Source organism: Streptomyces sp. TOM-9 (assembly GCF_056858595.1).
The window spans coordinates 7864728-7882541 of record NZ_JBXEQB010000001.1; the positions used below are offsets into that span (position 1 = coordinate 7864728).

Genomic DNA, 17814 nt, shown 5'->3' on the forward strand with positions numbered 1-17814 from the left:
CACCGCCTGCCGGCACGGGCGATCCCGGCCCGCCGCGGTCACCCCGACCGCGCCGGGCCCCCGGTCAGGGCCGCAGGGCCAGCACCGTGTCGACGGTGTCCGCCTCGGCGGCCGTCTTGTCCTCGCGGTAGCGCAGGACGCGGGCGAAGCGGAGCGTGACGCCCGCGGGGTAGCGGGTGGAGCGCTGCAGGCCGTCGAAGGCGATCTCCACTACGAGTTCCGGGCGGACCCGGACCACCCACCCGTCGTCGCTCACGGCCAGTTCCCGCAGGCGCTCGGTCTGCCAGGCGAGCATGGCGTCGGTCAGGCCCTTGAAGGTCTTGCCCAGCATCGCGAAGGTGCCGTCGGGGCGGCGGGCGCCGAGGTGGAGGTTGGACAGCTTGCCGGTGCGGCGGCCGTGGCCCCACTCGGCGGCGAGCACCACCAGGTCGAGGGTGTGCACCGGCTTGACCTTGAGCCAGGCCGCCCCGCGCCGCCCGGCGCTGTACGGGGCGTCGAGCGCCTTGGCCACGATCCCCTCGTGGCCCCGTTCCAGCACCTGCTCCGCGAAGTCGCGGGCCGCCTGCCGGGTGGCCGGGTCGGCCGGGTCGGCGGCCACCAGCCGGCGCACCCTGCGCGGTGCGGGGGCGACCCGGGCCAGTTCCTCGTGGCGCTCGGCGGTGGACAGGTCCAGCAGGTCGCGGCCGTCGACCGACAGCAGGTCGAAGAAGACCGGTGCCACCGGCAGCGACTCCCGGGCGGCCGCGACGTCCAGCCGCGAGCCCACCCGGGAGGAGGTCTCCTGGAAGGCGCGGGGGCGGCCGTCCTCGCCGAAGGAGATGACCTCGCCGTCGAGCACGGCCTCCTCCACGGCCAACTCCCGTGCGGCGGCGACGACTTCCGGCAGCCGGCCGGTGATCTCGTCCAGCGTGCGGGTGTACACGCGCACGTCCTCGCCCGTGCGGTGCACCTGGACGCGGATGCCGTCCAGCTTCTCCTCCAGCGCGCACGGGCCCAGCCGGTCCAGGGCCTCGTCCACGTCCTTCGCGGTCTGCGCGAGCATCGGCTGCACCGGTCGCCCCACCTCCAGCCGGAACGCCGCGAGCGCCTCCGGCCCCCCGGCCAGCAGCGCCTGCGCGACGGTGCCCAGGGAACCGCCCAGCATCACCGCGCGCCGCACGTCCTCCGGGGGCGCCTTTGCCGCCACGGCGAGCGCCTCGACCGCGAGCGCGTCGAGCGCCCCCTGCCGCAGCTCCCCGCCGATCAGCCCGAGCAGGAACGCCTGTTCCTCCTCCGTGGCCGCGCCCATGAGGTCCGCCACCAGCCGCTTGCGTTCGGCCGCCGCCCCCTTGCCGGTGACCGCGGCGATGCGGTCGAGCGTCTCGTGGACCTCGTGCACCGTCAGCCGGGGCGCCGGTGCGGGCTCCCGCCGCTCCCGCAGGGTGCTCCAGCCCACCCCGGTGCGCCGCTGGGGCAGTCGCCCCGCCAGGTACGTGATCACCACGGGCGCCTCGTCGGGCTCCGCGGTACGCAGCAGCCGGGCCAGCGCCGCCACCTTCTCCGACCGGGCGGACGTGGCCGCCACCTCCCGGGACGTCCGGGCGAGCTCCGCGAGCAGCATGGCTCCATCCTGGACCGCCCGCGCCGGGCGCGCAGCCCTCGGGCGGGTCAGACGGGGGGCCGTCCGCCCGTCATGCGGCGGCGCTGGACGAGCCGGGTGACGTCGGTGCCGGTGACGATGCCGATGGGGCGGCCGCCGTCGACGACGACGACCCGGACGCCGCCGGCGCCGGGCTGGAGGCGGTCGAGCGCGTCGTTGACGAGTTCCTCCGGTGTGCCGGTGGTGGTCCTGGACAGCGGGACGGCGACGTCGCGGACCCGCACGTCGGCGCGGCGGTCCGCGGGGACCGACGTGAGCCGGCGCAGCTGCACCACCCCGCTGAGGCGGCCGTCGAAGTCGACCAGGGGCAGGGTGGAATGGCGGGCGGCCACCGCGACCTCGTCGATGAAGCGGTCCACCGGCAGCCAGTCGGGGCCGGTCACGACGGGGGCCGACATGGCGTCCGCGAGCCGTACGCCGCGCAGCGCGGCGCTGATGACCGCGCGCTGGCGTTCGGCGCCCGCGGTGAGGGCCATGAAGAGCCCGACCAGGGCGAGCCACAGGCCGCCGGCCATGCCGCGGGCGAAGGCGAGCCACCCGACCACGACGAAGAGGAAGCCGAGGACCTGCCCGCCGCGCCCGGCGACCCGGTCGGCGCGGTCGCGGTCCCCCGTCCGCCACCACAGCAGCGCCTGCAGCACGCGGCCGCCGTCCAGGGGCGCGGCGGGCAGCAGGTTGAAGACGCCGAGCAGCAGATTCGCCCAGCCCAGCCAGATCAGCAGCGCCCCCGGCACCGAGCGGTGGGCCGCCGCGTCCACGCCGATGCCCGCGCCGAGCGCGGCGCCGCCGATGACCAGGCTCGCCAGCGGGCCGCTGACCGCCACCAGGAAGGCGGCGCCCGCGGAGCCGGGCCGCCCCATGCGCGTCATGCCGCCCATGGCCCACAAGGTGACGTCCTCGACCGACAGGTGCTCGCGCCGGGCCGTCGCCGCGTGGGCGACCTCGTGCGCGAGCAGGCTCGCCATCAGCAGGACCGCGCCCACGGCCGCCGCGACGGTGTAGGCGGTGGCCGACAGGCCCGGGACCCAGGCGGGCAGGGTCTCGCGGCCGAGCCCGTAGGCGAGCAGCACGATGAGGACGGGGACGCTCCAGTGCATCCGGAGCGGAACCCCGAAGACGCGTCCCACAACGACCGAACCGTTCATGACTCCTCCCTCCAGTGTCACTCCGCCCGGGCCGCGCCGACGCGGTGCTTCTGGGGGCTCACCCCCCGCACCCGCTTGAAGGCGGCGCTCAGCGCGAAGGGGCTGCCGTAGCCGACCCGGCGGGCGACCGCCCCGAGCGTGGCGTCCGGTTCGAGCAGCAGATCGGCGGCGAGCGCCAGCCGCCAGCCGGTCAGGTACGCCATGGGCGGCTCGCCCACCAATTCGCCGAAGCGCCGGGCCAGCGCGGCCCGCGACACGCCCGCCTCGGCGGCGAGCGCCGCCACCGTCCACGGGTGGGCCGGGTTGTTCTGCAGCAGCCGCAGCGCCCGGCCCACCACGGGGTCGGCGAAGGCCCGGTACCACGCGGGGGCCGCCTCGCCGCGCCGGGCGAACCACGCCCGCAGCACGGAGATCAGCAGCAGGTCCAGCAACCGGTCCAGCACCGCCTCCTGCCCCGGATCGTCCTTGACGATCTCCTCGGCCAGCAGCGGCGGCAGCGGGCTCTCCCACTCCCGCGCCGGCAGCACCAGGAGCGGGGGCAGCGCGTCCAGCAACCGTCGGCCGACCGCGCCGTCCACCTCGTAGGTGCCGACCAGCATGACGTCGGAGCCGTCGACCCGGTTGCCCCAGGTCCGCACCCCCAGCGCCATCGCGTCGGCCAGGTCGTGGCCGTCCGCGGTGCGGCACACCGCACCGGGGAGGATCCAGGCGTGCGGCGGGGTCGAGGGGAGGTCGGCGACCGCGTACGGCACGGGGCCGCGCGCCACGGCCACGTCCCCGGGCCGCAGCCGCACCGGCGCGCCCTCCTCGGGCACGACCCACGCCCCTCCGCGCGCGACCGTCATCACGCACAGCGGCGCCCGGTCCTCGATCCGCACCGACCACGGCGGCTCCATGACCATGCGCAGCAGGAAGGCACCCCGCGCACGGGGTCCGTCGAGCAGGCCCGAGAGTGCGTCCATGTCCTCCAGGGTAGACGTCCGCGTATGGAAACCAGCCATTTGCCCGTGATCCGTCTCAGTCCGTCTCAGCCGGGAGGCCGACCCGTGTCGCGCCGGGTGACTGTCCGGATCTCGTGCGTCACTTCCGCGCCAGGGGTGACGGCGGTCGGCCATTCCTGTGGGAAACCTATGGGGATTCTGTACGCGAACGGTGACGCATGGTGTCGTGTACGCGACACCGGAACGGGGTGCACGACCCGGTGTCGCGACCCCTCAACGACCTGAAGGGAATCCCCCCATGACGTTACGTGCGTTGGCCATGAGCGGCTTGGCGGCCGCCTCGCTGCTCGGCCCGCAGGCCTGGGAGCCGGGCGGCGCCACCCTGCCGCCGCCGGACCGGATCGTCATCGACGTCGCCACCGTCAACGGTTCCGGCTGTCCGGCCGGCACCGCCGCCGTGGCCGTCTCGCCGGACAACGAGGCCTTCACCGTCACGTACAGCGCCTACATCGCCCAGGTGGGCGTCGGCTCCAAGCCGACCGACTTCCGCAAGAACTGCCAGCTCAACCTGAACGTGCACGTGCCGCAGGGCTTCACCTACGCGATCGCCGCGGCCGACTACCGCGGCTTCGCGCACCTGGAGCGCGGCGCCTCCGGCGTGGAGAAGGCCAGCTACTACTTCCAGGGCTCGCCCGAGACGAACGCCATCAGCCACACCTTCCGCGGCGCGCTGGACGACAACTGGCAGACCACGGACAGCGTCGACGTCGCCGCGCTGGTCTGGGCGCCCTGCGGCGAACTGCGCAACTTCAACATCAACACCGAACTGCGGGTCAGCGCCGGCAGTTCGGACCCGTCGCGGACCACGAGCTTCATGACGATGGACTCCACGGACGGAAGCATCAGGACCACGTACCACCTGGCGTGGAAGGAGTGCCCCGGCGCGTAGTCCCCGGCGCCCCGCGGGCCGGGCCCTGGGCGGGAAAGGGGCCCGGCCCGCGTCACCCGGCAGCCCCGCTCACGGGGCGGTGATGGCGTCGGCGACCCGTTCGGGCTCGTCGACCTGCACGTAGTGCCCGGCGTGCATCAGCAGGCGCAGTTCGCTGTGGGGGAAGATCACGGAGAACTGCCGGGCGACGCGGGTGTTGAGCCACCGGTCCCGGGTGCCGAAGACCACCCGGACCGGCGGCTGGAACTCGCGCATCTCCGGGATGCGCCGCCGGCGGCTCAGCATCGCGTGCAGCAGCTCGTCGTTGAGCCCCCAGAACGCCGGGCGGGCGGCGGGGTACTGCGCGTAGAGCCGCTCGACGTACGTCCCGCGCACCTCCGGGTCGCGGATGAAGCCGCCCACCTGCCAGACGTAGAGCCTGCGGTCCAGACCGGGCCGGCGCCTGGCGACGGCCCGGGCCGCCGAGCGCAGCAACGGGGTGGAGTACAGGGCGATCGCCGGAGGGCGGCGCAGCGCGGGGGTCCAGTGGTAGTAGGTGTTGAGCAGCACCAGCCGGGCCACGCGGTCGGGGTGCTCCAGCGCCCAGTCGATCGCGGGCGGTCCCGAGGCGTCGTGCGCCACCAGCACCAGGCGCCGGCCGGTGCGGCCCGCCGCGAGGGCGTCGGCCACCGCGGCGAGGTCGTCCACCTGCTGGGCGACGGTGTAGGCGTGGCCGGGCGGTTTGTCGGAGCGTCCCCACCCGAGGAAGTCGAACCGCACCACTGGCAGCCTGCCCTCCAGGTGGGGCAGGAGGCGGTCGTACAGCCGGCTGCTGTCGGGGAAGCCGTGCATCAGGACCGCGGGCGCGCCGGGGCCCGGGGTGATCTCGGCGTGCAGCCGGTAGGGGCCGTGCGACACGGCCAGCGCCTCGGTGGCCGGGGCCATGGCGACCTCCCTCGGCCTGTGGGCCCCCATGTGGTTCAGCCTAACGCGGTACGTCGCAGGGGTTGTGGGAGCGCTCCCATGACCGTCATCATGCCCGCATGACCCCACGCGCCGTGATCCGCCCGTACCGCCCGGAGGACCGGGCCGCCGTCTACGACATCTGCGTGCGCACCGGCCACGAGGGCGGCGACGCGCGGCACCTCTACACCGACCACGACCTGCTCCCGGACAACTTCGCGGGGCCCTACGCCCACCTCGAGCCCGAACTCGCCTTCGTCGTCGACGACGGCACGCGCGCCGTCGGCTACATCGTCGGCACCGCGGACACCGCCGCCTTCGTGCGGCGCTTCCGCGCCGAGTGGCTGCCCCGGCTCGAACACCGCCACCCCAAGCCGTCCGGGCCGCCCGTCACCCCGGACGAGGAGATGGCGGACCTGCTGCACCGCCCGGAGCGCATGATCGTGCCGGAACTCGCCGGGTACCCCGCGCACCTGCACATCGACCTGCTGCCCGAGTACCAGCGGCGCGGCTACGGGCGGGAACTGATGGGGCGTCTCCTGGACGCGCTGGCCGCCCGGGGCGTCGGCGCCGTCCACCTCGGCATGGTGACCGCCAACACCGCGGCCCGCGCCTTCTACGACCGGATGGGGTTCCGTGAGCTCCCCGTCCCGGACCCCGGTCCCCTGACGTACCTGGGACGCGGGACGTCGGCGACGGACGGGGGCTGAGGGGATCGCGGTGTGCCGCCGGTGGGAGGGGAGCGTCGCGTGGAGGTGCCCGGCCCCGAGGCCGACGGGGAGCCCGCGCCGCAGTACCAGGGCGGGAAGCGCAACCCCGCCCTGCAGATCGGGCTGTGGGACCGGGTCGCCTGTGACTTCCGATGTCTCGCGAGGCTGGATCCGCCCCTGGCGGCGTTCGCCGCGCGGCTGAGGCTGACCGTCGAACGCAGCTGGCAGGACCTCGGCGACGTGGGCGTCGCCGTCTTCCGCATCGGCAGGACGGAGTACGCGCTGCACGAGTTCGACGGGGGCTCTTACGGCACCTACGCCTGGGTCCACCATTCCGTGGACGACCACGAGCAGGCACTGGACGTCCTGTTGCGTGCCCTCGGCGTGGGGCGTGCCGCGATCCGTCCGGGCACGCTCTCCACGGATCCGGAGGGGGCCTGACGGCCCCGGGCGAGGCCGACACGCTCTGGAAAGCGCTTGCGGCGCGGCGGTAGAGTCGCCCGCCGGCCGGGCACCGCCGGGAGGTCGGCGCCCGGCGGCGAAGCCGTTCCCCGACCCCGGAAAGGCCGTATGCGAACCGTGACCCGGAAAACGCCGGCGCACCCCTTCCAACTGCCGCCCGAGGACCGGGAGCTGAGCCCGTACACAGGGTGGACCCGCGCCCACTGGGAGGCGGTCGCCGACGGGCTGCTCGCCGCCGTCGCCCCGCACGCCACGCCCGGCGGGGCGCTCTACCACCTCCCCGGCGACCGGAACAGCGCCTCGGGCGCCCGCTCGGACGGCCTGGAGGGGTACGCGCGCACATTCCTGCTCGCCGCGATCCGCGTGGCGGGCACGAACGGTGACGATCCGTCAGGACTGTTGCAGCGGTACGCCGACGGCCTGGCCGCCGGCACCGCGCGGCCCGGCGGGGACGGGCCGGAGGACTGGCCCGTCGTGGCCGACCGCACGCAGCCGCTGGTCGAGGCCGCGTCCATCGCCATCGCGCTCCGGCTGACCCGCCGCTGGCTGTGGGACCGGCTCGACGGGCCCGTGCGCGAACGCGCCACCGCCTGGCTCGCCCGGGCGGCCGCCGCGCAGGCGTGGCCCAACAACTGGGAGATGTTCCCGGCCACCGTCGGCGGTTTCCTCGGCGACCGGGACGCCGTCGCGCGCGGACTGCGGCGGATCGAGCGCTGGTACGTCGGCGACGGCTGGTACACCGACGGCGACCTGCGCGCCTTCGACCACTACAACGGGTGGGCGCTGCACCTCTACCCCGTGCTGGAGGCCTGGTTCTCCGGCGACGCCGACCTGCTGGACCGCTACGGTGAGCGGCTGCGGATCCATCTCGCCGACCAGTCCCGCCTGTTCGGCGCCGACGGCTCGCCCCTCCACCAGGGCCGCTCGCTGACCTACCGGGTCGCCGCGGCCGCGCCGCTGTGGCTCGGCGCCCTCACCGGACACACCCCGCTCGCCCCCGGCACCACGCGGCGCCTGGCCTCCGGCGCCCTGCGCCACTTCCTGGACCGCGGCGCGGCGGGCCCCGACGGGCTGCTGTCCCTGGGCTGGCACGGCCCCTACGCGGGTGTCCTGCAGGACTACTCCGGGCCCGGCTCCCCGTACTGGGCGAGCAAGGGCTTCCTCGGCCTGCTGCTGCCGCCAGGACACGCGGTGTGGACGGCGCCCGAGGAGCCCGCCCCCGTCGAACGCGGCGACGTCATGACCGCGCTGCCCGCGCCCAACTGGCTGATCCAGTCGACGGCCGCCGACGGCCTCGTACGCCTGCACAACCACGGCAGCGAGGACACCCGTTACGCCGCCCACTACACGCGGTTCGCCTACTCCACGGCCACCGCTCCGCTGACCGGGGACACGCTCCCCGACAACCACTTCGGCCTTCTGGACGCCGACGGCGGTGTCACCGCGCGCACCGGGCTCACCCCGCTCGGCGCCGGCGAGGGATGGGCCGCCTCACGCTCCCGCGCCGGTGAGCGGGTCCGCGTCGTGAGCCTCGTGATGGCCAGGGGCGCCGCCGAGATCCGCGCCCACCTGGTCAGCGGGGCGCCGCAAGGCTCGCCGGTACGGCAGACCGGCTGGCCCGCGGGCGAGGGCCTGACCTCGGAACTGCTGCCGCTGCAGGGCCTGCGGGCCGCCCCCGGCCTGCCGCCCGCCCCGACCGCGTGCACCGGACGCGCGGTCACCCCCGTCCTCACCGGCGAGACCACCGAAGGCGGCGGCAGCCGCGGCGACCTCTTCCTCTGCGCGGCCCGGCTCACCGGCGCCGCCGACGCGGAGCCGCTGTCCGCCCTCGCCCGGGCCGAGGCCGGTGTGTCGCCGTCGGGGGTCCACGAGGTGACCGTCACCTGGGCCGACGGAGCCACGCACCGGGCGCGGCTGACCACGGCCGACGTGGTCGTGGAATCCTCGCCCCCGGACGCTCGTTGAGGCTGCCATGAGCGACAAAGACCTCCTCCGCCTGCTCGCCGACACCAAGGGGGGCGTGCTCGTCACCATCAAGCGTGACGGCCGCCCCCAGATGTCCAACGTCATCCACCACTACGACCCGGACACGGGGGTGCTGCGCGTCTCCCTCACCGACGACCGCGCCAAGACCCGCAACCTGCGCCGCGACCCCCGCGCGAGCTACCACGTCACCACGGCCGACCGCTGGGCCTGGACGGTCGCGGAGGGCACCGCGGAACTCACCCCCGTCGCGGCGGACCGGGACGACGCGACGGTCGAGGAGCTCGTCGACCTCTACCGGGCCCTGCAGGGCGAGCACCCGGACTGGGACGACTACCGCCGCGCCATGGTCGAGGACAAGCGCCTGGTGCTGAAGCTCCACGTCGAGCGCGCGTACGGCCAGCCGCGCGGCGCGTAGCCGCCCCTGCGGTGCGCCCCGCCGCCCGCTCCCCGTGGGGGCGGGCGGCATCCGGCCCCCGACGGTGGCAGCATCGACACTGCGCAACACTGCGCAACACTGCGCAACACTGAGCGACACTGCGCGATACAGCGGGGACGATCTCCCGCACCGGGGAACCGCCTGGTCACGGTCGTCCCGCCGGTCGTGGGCGGGAGCCGGTGGGCCGACGGCGGCCGATCCCACAAAGGGGCGCGGAACCGGAATGACCGGTGTAGGAGTTGTCGCTGTACATACTGGTTCTGCCGGGGCCCGGACGGCTCACGGCACGTTCGTGACCGCCGACCAACGGGAGGTGCCGTGTCCGGCTCCAGTCCGAAGCGTTCCCTGCTCTCCAGCCTCATCCCCGCCTTCGGAGACAACCCCTACGGGGAGAGGATGGAGCGCATCCGGCGGTCGCCGAACTTCGCCGACGGGGTGTTCACCAACCCCCTGGGCGCACGTACGGCGCCCTCCGGATCGATGCTGCGGTTCGCCCGGACGTACTTCCGCAAGGAGGAGCGGGTCCGCAGGGCCCCCGCCGGGGACATCCCGCTGCACGCCACGACCCTCGCCGACCTGGCCGCACCGCCCGCCTCGGGCCTGCGGCTCACCTGGATGGGCCACTCCACCGTGCTCGCCGAGATCGACGGGCGCCGCGTCCTGTTCGACCCGGTCTGGGGCGAGCGGTGCTCCCCCTTCTCCTTCGTCGGCCCCAAGCGCCTCCACCGGCCGCCGGTACCGCTGGAGGAGCTGGGCGAGGCCGACGCGATCGTCATCTCCCACGACCACTACGACCACCTCGACATGCCCACGATCAAGGCGCTCGCCGGGACCGGCACCCGCTTCGTCGTGCCGCTGGGCGTCGGCGCCCACCTGGAACGCTGGGGCGTCCCCGCGGACCGCATGACCGAGCTGGACTGGCACGAGTCGACGCAGGTCGCCGGGCTCACCCTCACGGCGACCCCGGCGCGGCACTTCTGCGGCCGGGCGATCCGCAACACCCAGCACACCCTGTGGGCCTCCTGGGTCGTCGCCGGGCCCGAGCACCGCGTCTACCACAGCGGTGACACGGGATACTTCCCCGGTTTCACGGAGATCGGCGAGGCCTACGGGCCGTTCGACGCCACCATGGTGCAGATCGGCGCCTACAGCGACTTCTGGCCCGACATCCACATGACCCCAGAGGAGGGCGTCCGCGCCCACCAGGACCTGCGCGGCGAGCTCATGCTCCCCATCCACTGGGGCACGTTCAACCTGGCCCCGCACCCGTGGGAGGAGCCCGCCGAGGGCACCGTCGCCGCGGCGCGCGTCGTGGGGGCCCGGGTCGCCGTGCCGCGCCCCGGAGAGCCCTTCGAGCCCGCGGCCGGGGTGCCGCTCGACCCCTGGTGGCGGGCGATCGCGCACGGGGCCGCCGCCCGCACCTGGCCCGCGCTCACCGACGACGCGCGGCCGGCCGCCCCGCAGCCGGACAGCGCCCCGGCGTGAGCGCGTTGTGAGCCGGTCGTGAGCGAGGAGGGGCGGGGCGCCCGCCGCACCCGCCCCCTCCCGCACGCGCCGTCAGCCGTCAGCCGTCGCCCGCCGCCCGCGTGAGCCAGGCCGTCGCCGCCAGGCTCGCCGCCGACAGCAGGAGCAGCAGCAGGGGGACGGCGCCGATGCCGGAGGCCTCGATGCCCTTGCCGAGCGCCGGCGGGGCGGCCACACCGCCGATCATCGACGCGGCGATGACCCACGCCCCCGCGCGCCGCGCCCCGGGCACGGCGCGGGCCAGCCACGGCAGCCCCGTCGGGAAGACCGGGGCGATGAACAGGCCGACGCCCGCGTAGGCGTACGGCGCGAGCGTGGGCACGGCCGCCAGCGCCAGACAGCCCGTCATCCCGGCGCAGCACGCCAGCAGGATCCGCGGCGCCGGGTAGCGCAGGGCCAGCGGGACGACGAGGAACCGGCCCGCGGTCATCATCAGCCAGTACACCGCGGTCGCGGACGCGGCGTACGCCGCCGGGTGGCCGAGCGACTGCAGATGGGTCGGCTCCCAGCCGCCGACCCCCGCCTCCACCCCCACATGGAGGACGTACAGCACCACGAACCCCAGCAGCACCGGTGTGACCAGCCGCCCCCGCGCCCCAGGCCGGGCGGCGGGCGCGGGCCCGGGAGGCTGCGTCCGCACCCCGCGCGTGCACAGCGCGAGGGCGCCGGCGAGGACGGCGCATCCGGCGAACACGGACGCGTAGCGGTCCGGGCCCAGCGCGGCGAGCAGGGCGGGTCCGGCGACCGCGCCGATCCCGAAGTGGGCGTTGAGGACGTTGAGCATCGCCGCGCCGCGGTCCCCGAAACCCACCGCGAACAGCTGGTTGAGGCCGTAGTCGATGCCGCCGAAGCCGAGCCCCGTCAGCAGCGCCGCGCCCAGCGCGACCGGCCAGTCCGGCGCGAGCGCGAAGGCCCCGCTGCCCGCCGCCATCAGCGCGTACGCCACCGTCAGCAGCCTGCGGTCGCCGATCCGGCCGCGCACCGCGTCGAAGACGAGCACCCCCGCGACACCGCCGACGAAGTGCGCGCTCAGCCCCAGCCCGGCCATGGACGGGGACAGCCCGTGCTCCTGCCGCAGGGCGGGCAGCGCGGGACCGTACAGCGCCTGGAGGGCGCCGATGAGCACGAACCCGGCGCAGGACGCCACCACCGCGGGCCGGCTGAAGGGCCGCGCCGCGGGCGTGGTCTCCCGCAGGACGGCGGTCACCGGCCGTCCGCGAGGGTGGTGAAGGTGAAGCCGAACGAGGCCTCGGCGGCCTCCAGCCGGTAGCGGGGCAGCACGCCGGGCCCGCAGGACTGGCTGCCGATGCCGTGCAGGGCGTGGTCGAGGTTGACCCACAGGATGTTCCCCGGCACCAGGTCGCAGGTGTGGGCGGCGGCGTCCAGTTCCTCGCCGGTCCAGCGACGGGCGGTGAACCAGAAGGGCGGGCCGCCCTCGATCGCGACCCCCGTCCCGTCCTCCCGGCGCAGCCGCACCCGGCGCACGTCGGCGCGCGCCCCGTTCTCCTGCGGGCGGACGTACGGGGTCTGCAGCGCGTCGACCGTCGCCGTGTGGAGCCCGATCCGGGACGCGGCCCGCGTGTCGGGGTAGGCCTCGCCGGGGCCGCCGCCGTACCACTCGGCCCGGGTCAGCGTGCCGCACAGCCCGAGGCGGACGCCGAGCCGGGGCAGCGGCAGCGTCCACCGCCCCTCGGGGGTCACGTCCATCGTCAGGTGCAGCCGGTCGCCGTCGGCGGTCCACCGGTAGACCGTGCGCAGCCCGAAGGAGGCGGCGGCCGGGGCGACCCGCGTGGTGACGGTGAGCGCGTCGTCCCCGGCCTCGACGCCGTCCACCCGGTGCCGCATCCGGTGCAGTCCGGCCTCCCGCCACAGCAGGCCGAAGCGCGGGCCGGACTGCCAGGGGGCGCCGAGGTCGTTGTCCGTCGGGGCCCGCCACACGTCCAGCCGGGGACCCGCGAGGGCGAAGCCGTCGAGCAGCCGCAGTTCGCCGGTGGCCGCGTCGAAGGTGCCCGGGCCCAGCAGCACCACACCGCCCTCGGCGTGCCGGGGGCGGTGCGGGCGCTCGGGTTCGGGGGCCGTTCGCCGGCCGCCCGGGCGTTCCGCGGCGGGCCACTGGCCCCACGCCACCTCGTGGCCGGCCGGCGCCCACGGGGTGTCGCGTGCCAGGACCGCCCGCACCAGCCAGAACGCCTCCCCGGACGTTCCCGCCGCCGCGGGCTCCGGCAGCTTCAGCTCCGTCGTGCCGCCCGCGGCCAGCGGCGGCACCTCCAGGTCACCCTCGGCGACGGCCACCCCGTCCGCCTCGTACGACCAGGTGAAGCGCAGGTGCGAAAGATCCGCGACGTCATGGCGGTTGGTGATGCGGACCGTGCCCCCGAGCGGGTCGCCCTCGATCCGCACCGGCTCGATCACCTTCTTGTACTCGACCAGACCGGGCGAGGGCGTCCGGTCCGGGAAGAGCAGCCCGTCGCAGACGAAGTTGCCGTCGTGCAGCTCCTCGCCGAAGTCGCCGCCGTAGGCGAACCAGCGCCTCCCGTCGGGGGTGCGGCGTGCGATGCCGTGGTCGATCCACTCCCAGACGAAGCCGCCCTGCAGCCGCTCGTGGGTCTCGAACAGCCGCTGGTACTCGCCCAGTCCGCCCGGTCCGTTGCCCATGGCGTGTGCGTACTCGCACAGCAGGAAGGGCATCGCGCGCCGTCTGGCGTCGAGCACGGGATCGTCCAGTGGCGCCTCCTCGCGCCTGCCGATCCGCTCGACCTCGGCGTGCCCGGCGTACATGCGGGAGTACAGGTCCGTGTCGGCGCAGGTCGGATCGCCCTCGTAGTGGACGGGCCGGTCCGGGTCCCGGTCGCGGATCCACCGCGCCATGGCGGTCAGGCCGCGGCCGGTGCCGCACTCGTTGCCCAGCGACCAGACGAGCACGCTGGGGTGGTTCTTGTCGCGCTCGACCATGCGGGCGGCACGGTCCAGCAGCGCCGGGGTCCAGCGGTCGTCGTCGACGGGGTTGCCCTCCCAGCCGGTCCCGGCGAAGCCGTGGGTCTCCAGGTCGCACTCGTCGACGACCCACAGGCCCAGTTCGTCGCACAGGTCGAGGAAGGCGGGGTGCGGCGGGTAGTGGCTGGTGCGCACGGCGTTGATGTTGTGACGCTTCATCAGCAGCAGGTCCTCGCGCATGGTGGCGATCTCCAGCGCGCGGCCGTGCTCGGGGTGGAACTCGTGGCGGTTGACCCCGCGGAACAGGATCCGGCGGCCGTTGACCTTCAGCACCCCGTCCTCGACCGCGACCGTACGGAAGCCGACGCGGAACGGGACGCGCTCGCCCGCGCCGGTGAGCACGGCCTCGTACAGCCGCGGGACCTCGGCGCTCCACGGCTCGGCGGGCACGCTGACCGGCTCGCCCACCGCCACGTCGACGCCCAGCTCCGGCACGGTGACCCGGCCGCCCGACGGGGCGTCCACGCGCAGGGTGCCCTCGCCGGTGGTGTGGTCCCAGCCGGCGTGCACGAAGAAGTCGGCGACGCAGCCGGCGGGCCGGTGCAGCAGCGTGACGTCCCGGAAGACGCCCGGCAGCCACCACATGTCCTGGTCCTCCAGGTAACTGGCCGAGGACCACTGGTGGACGCGGACCGCGAGCACGTTCCCCTTCGGCCGCAGCAGGTGCCCGACGGGGTACTCGGCGGGCAGCCTGCTCCCCTTGAAGACCCCCACCTCACGGCCGTTGAGCCAGATCCTGGCACAGGACTCGATGCCCTCGAAGCGCAGCACGGTCTCGCCGCCGGCGGGCCAGTCGTCCGGCAGCGCGAAGGCGTGCCGGTGGTCGCCGGTCGGGTTCTCGGTGGGGACCCGGGGCGGGTCGACGGGGAAGGGGTAGCGGACGTTGGTGTAGGCGGGCGCGCCGTGGCCGCCCAGCACCCAGTGGCCGGGGACGGCGAGGATGTCCCAGCGCGAGGCGTCGAAGTCCGGCCGGGCGAAGGAGGTGTCCTCGGCCCCGGCGGTCGGCGAGAGCCGGAACCACCACATGCCGCCCAGGTTCAGCCGGGCCGCGTCGGAGGCGGGCACCCAGGCCCGGGGCGGCAGGGCGCCGTGGCCGGGGGAGAAGTCCTCGTAGTAGGGGAGTTCCGGCCGCGCGGCCGGGGAGCCGGACGGGTGCGCGGGCATGGTCATACGACTCCTCGGTCGGCCCTCGATGCCGGTCTGCCGTTCGCTGCGCTGTGGCGCCGGTGCGCGCGGGTGCGGTCGGCGCGGCGCTCCCCGGACGCAGGTCGCGGAAGGGTGCGCGGTGGGGACGGCGACCCGCCGCCCGCGGTCCTCGCGCGGGCGTTCCCGGGCCCGCGCGGCCCGGCGCGGGCGGCCGCGCGGAGGTCACGCGACGTCCGCTCCACCCCCGGGTCCCCCTCCCGTGCCGCCGCCGACGGGAACACACGCTAGGCGCCGCGCGGGAGCCGGACAAGCGCTTCACCCACACCCCCGCCGGACGTCACGGCGCCGGGGACGGGCCGCCCGCGATCCGGCGGGCGAGCGCCGCGACGTCCACCGGGCGCGAGGTGTCCACCCGGTGCACGCTGCCCAGGCCCAGCGGTTCGGCCATCTCGGTCCAGAACCGCCACTCCTCCTCCGGGAAGCGCGCGCCCTCGGTGTGCACCGGGTGCCGCGCGGGCGCCCGCTCCCGGAACCTGCGGCGCGCGGTGTCGGGCGGCACGGCACACCACACCTCGTGCACCTCGGACGCGCCCGCCCGCGTCAGGCCCGCGGCCACCACGGGACGCATGTGCGCCAGCCACGGGCTCTCCAGCACCGCCCCGACCGGTGCGTCGGCCAGCAGCGTCCACAACGTCTCGCCGGCCGCGGCCCCGAGGCAGCGGCTCCACTCGCGCCCGCCGCCCCCCGCCGGGCGCAGCGCGGCCAGCGCGTCGGCCAGGGTCTCCTTCACGGAGTCCTTGCTGAACAGCGGGAGCTCCAGTTCGCGGGCGAGCATCCGGGCGAGGGTCGTCTTCCCCGCTCCGGGCAGTCCGTTGACCAACACAGCTAACATGCCGCGACCTTAACGACGCCGCGGGCGGCGGTGGAGTACGCCGCCCCGCCGCCCGCGCGCCACGCGGTGCCTCGTGGGCGGGCGGTGGCTCACGAGGGGGCGCCGGCCGGTTCCTCGACGTCGATGCCCGTGAACCGTGCCCAGTTGCGTCCGATCTCGCTCCAGCCCGCCACCGGCCCGCCGCCCAGACGGCCGGTGAACAGCGGGCGCAGGTCCGTGTCGCGTTCCGCCCAGGCCGCCGAGAACTGGCTGCGGGTGACCCGGAGACTGGTGTTGAGCTGGACGACGGCCGCCCGCGCACAGTCCTCGCGCCACTCGTCGTCCGTCCAGGCGGCGGAGCCGACGGGGGGCCGCGCCGCCAGCGCCAGGCTGAGGAAGCAGGCGGCGTTGTAGTTGACGAGGTATCCGGCGGCGGCCCGGTTCGAACCGCGGTGCCGGGGCGCGGAACCGGCGATGCCCGCCCGGCTGTGGGCGTCCCCACCCGTGTGGTCCGCGCCCGTGTGGTGGTCGGCGTAGAGCAGGCGGCGCAGCCCCCAGTCGGGCCCGCCCCACAGCCGGCCCCACCGCGCCCAGCCCCCGGTGACCTCCCTCGCCACGTCGCGGAACGCCGTCCGCAACTCCCGCGGACCGGGGGAGACGTTCTCGCGCAGCACCTCGGCGGCGCTGGCGATCCGCACCGCCCCGCGGAAGGAGCGGCGGCGGGTGCGCAGGGCGGGACGGGGCCGCTCCATGGCCCACCACTGCCGCCAGTAGCGGCGTTCGCCGAGGTTGCGGCGGCCGGGGAGCCAGGTGCGGGCGTACCGGCGCAGGATGGCACGCCGCGACAGCCGCCTGAGCAGCAGCCGCAGGTGCTCCCGGGAACGGGGTTCGCGGCGCCTCGCCCGCTCGTCCCTGTGCGCCGGGTAGCGGCTCTCCTCGGCGCGGGCGATGGAGAGCCGGTAGGCCGTCTCTATGTGCTCGGGCCACAGCTGGACGCAGTACTTGTAGATCTCCACGGCCTGCCGGATGTAGTCACCGGGCTCGGCGACACCGGGGAACTGGCTCATCAGCTCCAGGACGCCCGCCTGGTGCAGCCGGACGGTGAGGTTCCCCGGCACCAGCGCCGCGGCCTCCTCGAAGTGCTCCAGGGCCCGCTCGTGCCCGGTCCGTTCCCCGGCCACGTCCCGGCGCTTGTTCGCGGCCAGCGCGTCCTCCTGCGCCTTGGTGCCCATGCGGTAGCAGCGGTACGCGTCGGGGTCGTCGCCCCAGCTCTCCCAGCGGGGGATGCGGTCCTGCGAGCGCGGGTCGGCCAGGATCTTGACGGTGCAGTAGCAGGCGACGCGTTCGTACAGCTCCCGGTCGGCGGCGCGCCTGCCGCCGTCCGCCGCGCCGGGCTCCGGCGCGCGGCCCTCCATGATGGTCGCGGCCACCACCGTGTTCTTCGGCATGTACAGGATCCGCACCGAGAAGCGGGTCGGCTGGTCGCCCGTCGACAGGCAGTGCAGCATCACGTGGTACGCCCGGGGACGGAAGAACGCCAGCCGCTTCATCACGTCCACCCAGCCGTGCGGGGAGGAGGCGGTCTCCGGCGCCGGATCGGGCCCGATGGTCGTGCCGCTGCCGGGGGTCAGGACGTTCGGGCCGAGCGCGTCGGCGGCCATGTGCTCCGTGATGTACGCGGCCAGTTCGGCCGTGGCCGCGGACTCGTGGCCGTGGTCGGGGCCGCCCGGGCCGGCGCCGTTGCCGCGGTGGCCGTTGCCGTGGCCGCCGAGCAGACCGCGGTCCTCGCACACCACCACGGGCAGCAGCCGGTTGCCGCGGTGGCGGCGCAGCAGCCCCGACCCGAGCCGTACCAGGCCGATGAACACGGCGACCGCGAAGATGCCGAGCACCCACACGGCGGTGCCCCCGGACTGCTCCCAGAACCCCTGGGGCCACGGGCCGCCGTCCCCGGCGGCCGCGGGCGCGGCGAACACCGTCCCCATGGCACATCCCCCCGTCACATCCCCCTTGTGCGCTCTTGTGGTGATCCCCGCAACCGGAGATCACCAAGCCCGTGCGGGGGTGGC

14 protein-coding genes are annotated in these 17814 nt (G+C 75.3%); 6 read left to right on the forward strand and 8 right to left on the reverse strand.

All coding sequences use genetic code 11. The annotated features are described in order from the left end of the window. Positions 1 to 64 precede the first annotated feature (64 nt). Genes AC1VWI_RS36255 through AC1VWI_RS36265 form a run of 3 tightly spaced genes read right to left on the reverse strand, consistent with a single transcriptional unit; the run spans position 65 to position 3746 of the window. On the reverse strand, positions 65 to 1600 hold the full coding sequence (locus AC1VWI_RS36255) for an ATP-dependent DNA ligase (protein WP_499515247.1): 1536 nt from the start codon (positions 1598 to 1600) through the stop codon (positions 65 to 67). 47 nt (positions 1601 to 1647) lie between these two features. Further along, positions 1648 to 2784, reverse strand: coding sequence for a site-2 protease family protein (locus tag AC1VWI_RS36260; protein WP_499515248.1), 1137 nt, complete (start codon positions 2782 to 2784; stop codon positions 1648 to 1650). Positions 2785 to 2801: 17 nt separating this feature from the next. Continuing rightward, positions 2802 to 3746 (reverse strand): AraC family transcriptional regulator, encoded by a 945-nt coding sequence (locus AC1VWI_RS36265; protein ID WP_499515249.1) that lies wholly within the window; start codon positions 3744 to 3746, stop codon positions 2802 to 2804. A 277-nt stretch (positions 3747 to 4023) separates the two neighbouring features. Here AC1VWI_RS36265 and AC1VWI_RS36270 point away from each other — a divergent pair, with 277 nt between their 5' ends. Then, positions 4024 to 4674 carry a DUF4360 domain-containing protein gene (locus AC1VWI_RS36270; RefSeq protein WP_499515250.1) on the forward strand — a complete coding sequence of 217 codons (651 nt, stop codon included), beginning with the start codon at positions 4024 to 4026 and terminating at the stop codon, positions 4672 to 4674. A 69-nt stretch (positions 4675 to 4743) separates the two neighbouring features. Here the strand turns inward: AC1VWI_RS36270 and AC1VWI_RS36275 are convergent, their stop codons facing one another. Further along, positions 4744 to 5628 (reverse strand): alpha/beta fold hydrolase, encoded by an 885-nt coding sequence (locus AC1VWI_RS36275; RefSeq protein WP_499515251.1) that lies wholly within the window; start codon positions 5626 to 5628, stop codon positions 4744 to 4746. Between the two features lie 68 nt (positions 5629 to 5696). Between AC1VWI_RS36275 and AC1VWI_RS36280 the strand changes: the two genes are divergently transcribed. The 5 genes from AC1VWI_RS36280 to AC1VWI_RS36300 all read left to right on the forward strand — a co-directional run bounded on the left by AC1VWI_RS36280 (position 5697) and on the right by AC1VWI_RS36300 (position 10695). Next, positions 5697 to 6326 (forward strand): GNAT family N-acetyltransferase, encoded by a 630-nt coding sequence (locus AC1VWI_RS36280; protein WP_499515252.1) that lies wholly within the window; start codon positions 5697 to 5699, stop codon positions 6324 to 6326. Between the two features lie 39 nt (positions 6327 to 6365). Further along, positions 6366 to 6767, forward strand: a complete 402-nt coding sequence (locus tag AC1VWI_RS36285; protein WP_499515253.1) for a hypothetical protein — start codon at positions 6366 to 6368, stop codon at positions 6765 to 6767. A gap of 138 nt (positions 6768 to 6905) precedes the next feature. After that, entirely contained in the window at positions 6906 to 8753 is a 1848-nt protein-coding gene (locus tag AC1VWI_RS36290) for a DUF2264 domain-containing protein (RefSeq protein WP_499515254.1), read from the forward strand. Positions 8754 to 8760: 7 nt separating this feature from the next. Further along, positions 8761 to 9189 carry a PPOX class F420-dependent oxidoreductase gene (locus AC1VWI_RS36295; RefSeq protein ID WP_499515255.1) on the forward strand — a complete coding sequence of 143 codons (429 nt, stop codon included), beginning with the start codon at positions 8761 to 8763 and terminating at the stop codon, positions 9187 to 9189. A gap of 339 nt (positions 9190 to 9528) precedes the next feature. After that, the gene (locus AC1VWI_RS36300) at positions 9529 to 10695 is read left to right on the forward strand and encodes an MBL fold metallo-hydrolase (RefSeq protein ID WP_499515256.1); all 1167 of its coding nucleotides are present in this window, start codon (positions 9529 to 9531) and stop codon (positions 10693 to 10695) included. A gap of 79 nt (positions 10696 to 10774) precedes the next feature. On the opposite strand, the gene AC1VWI_RS36305 is transcribed toward AC1VWI_RS36300, so the two are convergent. The 4 genes from AC1VWI_RS36305 to AC1VWI_RS36320 form a co-directional block, all read right to left on the reverse strand. Then, the gene (locus AC1VWI_RS36305) at positions 10775 to 11941 is read right to left on the reverse strand and encodes an MFS transporter (RefSeq protein WP_499515257.1); all 1167 of its coding nucleotides are present in this window, start codon (positions 11939 to 11941) and stop codon (positions 10775 to 10777) included. Beyond that, positions 11938 to 14898: a glycoside hydrolase family 2 TIM barrel-domain containing protein gene (locus tag AC1VWI_RS36310; RefSeq protein ID WP_499515258.1), complete on the reverse strand. Its 2961-nt coding sequence runs from the start codon at positions 14896 to 14898 to the stop codon at positions 11938 to 11940. Before AC1VWI_RS36310 ends, AC1VWI_RS36305 begins: the two co-directional genes overlap by 4 nt. Before the next feature lie 313 nt (positions 14899 to 15211). Next, the gene (locus AC1VWI_RS36315) at positions 15212 to 15766 is read right to left on the reverse strand and encodes a P-loop nucleotide/nucleoside kinase family protein (protein ID WP_499515259.1); all 555 of its coding nucleotides are present in this window, start codon (positions 15764 to 15766) and stop codon (positions 15212 to 15214) included. 89 nt (positions 15767 to 15855) lie between these two features. Continuing rightward, on the reverse strand, positions 15856 to 17730 hold the full coding sequence (locus AC1VWI_RS36320; RefSeq protein WP_499515260.1) for a tetratricopeptide repeat protein: 1875 nt from the start codon (positions 17728 to 17730) through the stop codon (positions 15856 to 15858). Positions 17731 to 17814: the final 84 nt, after the last annotated feature.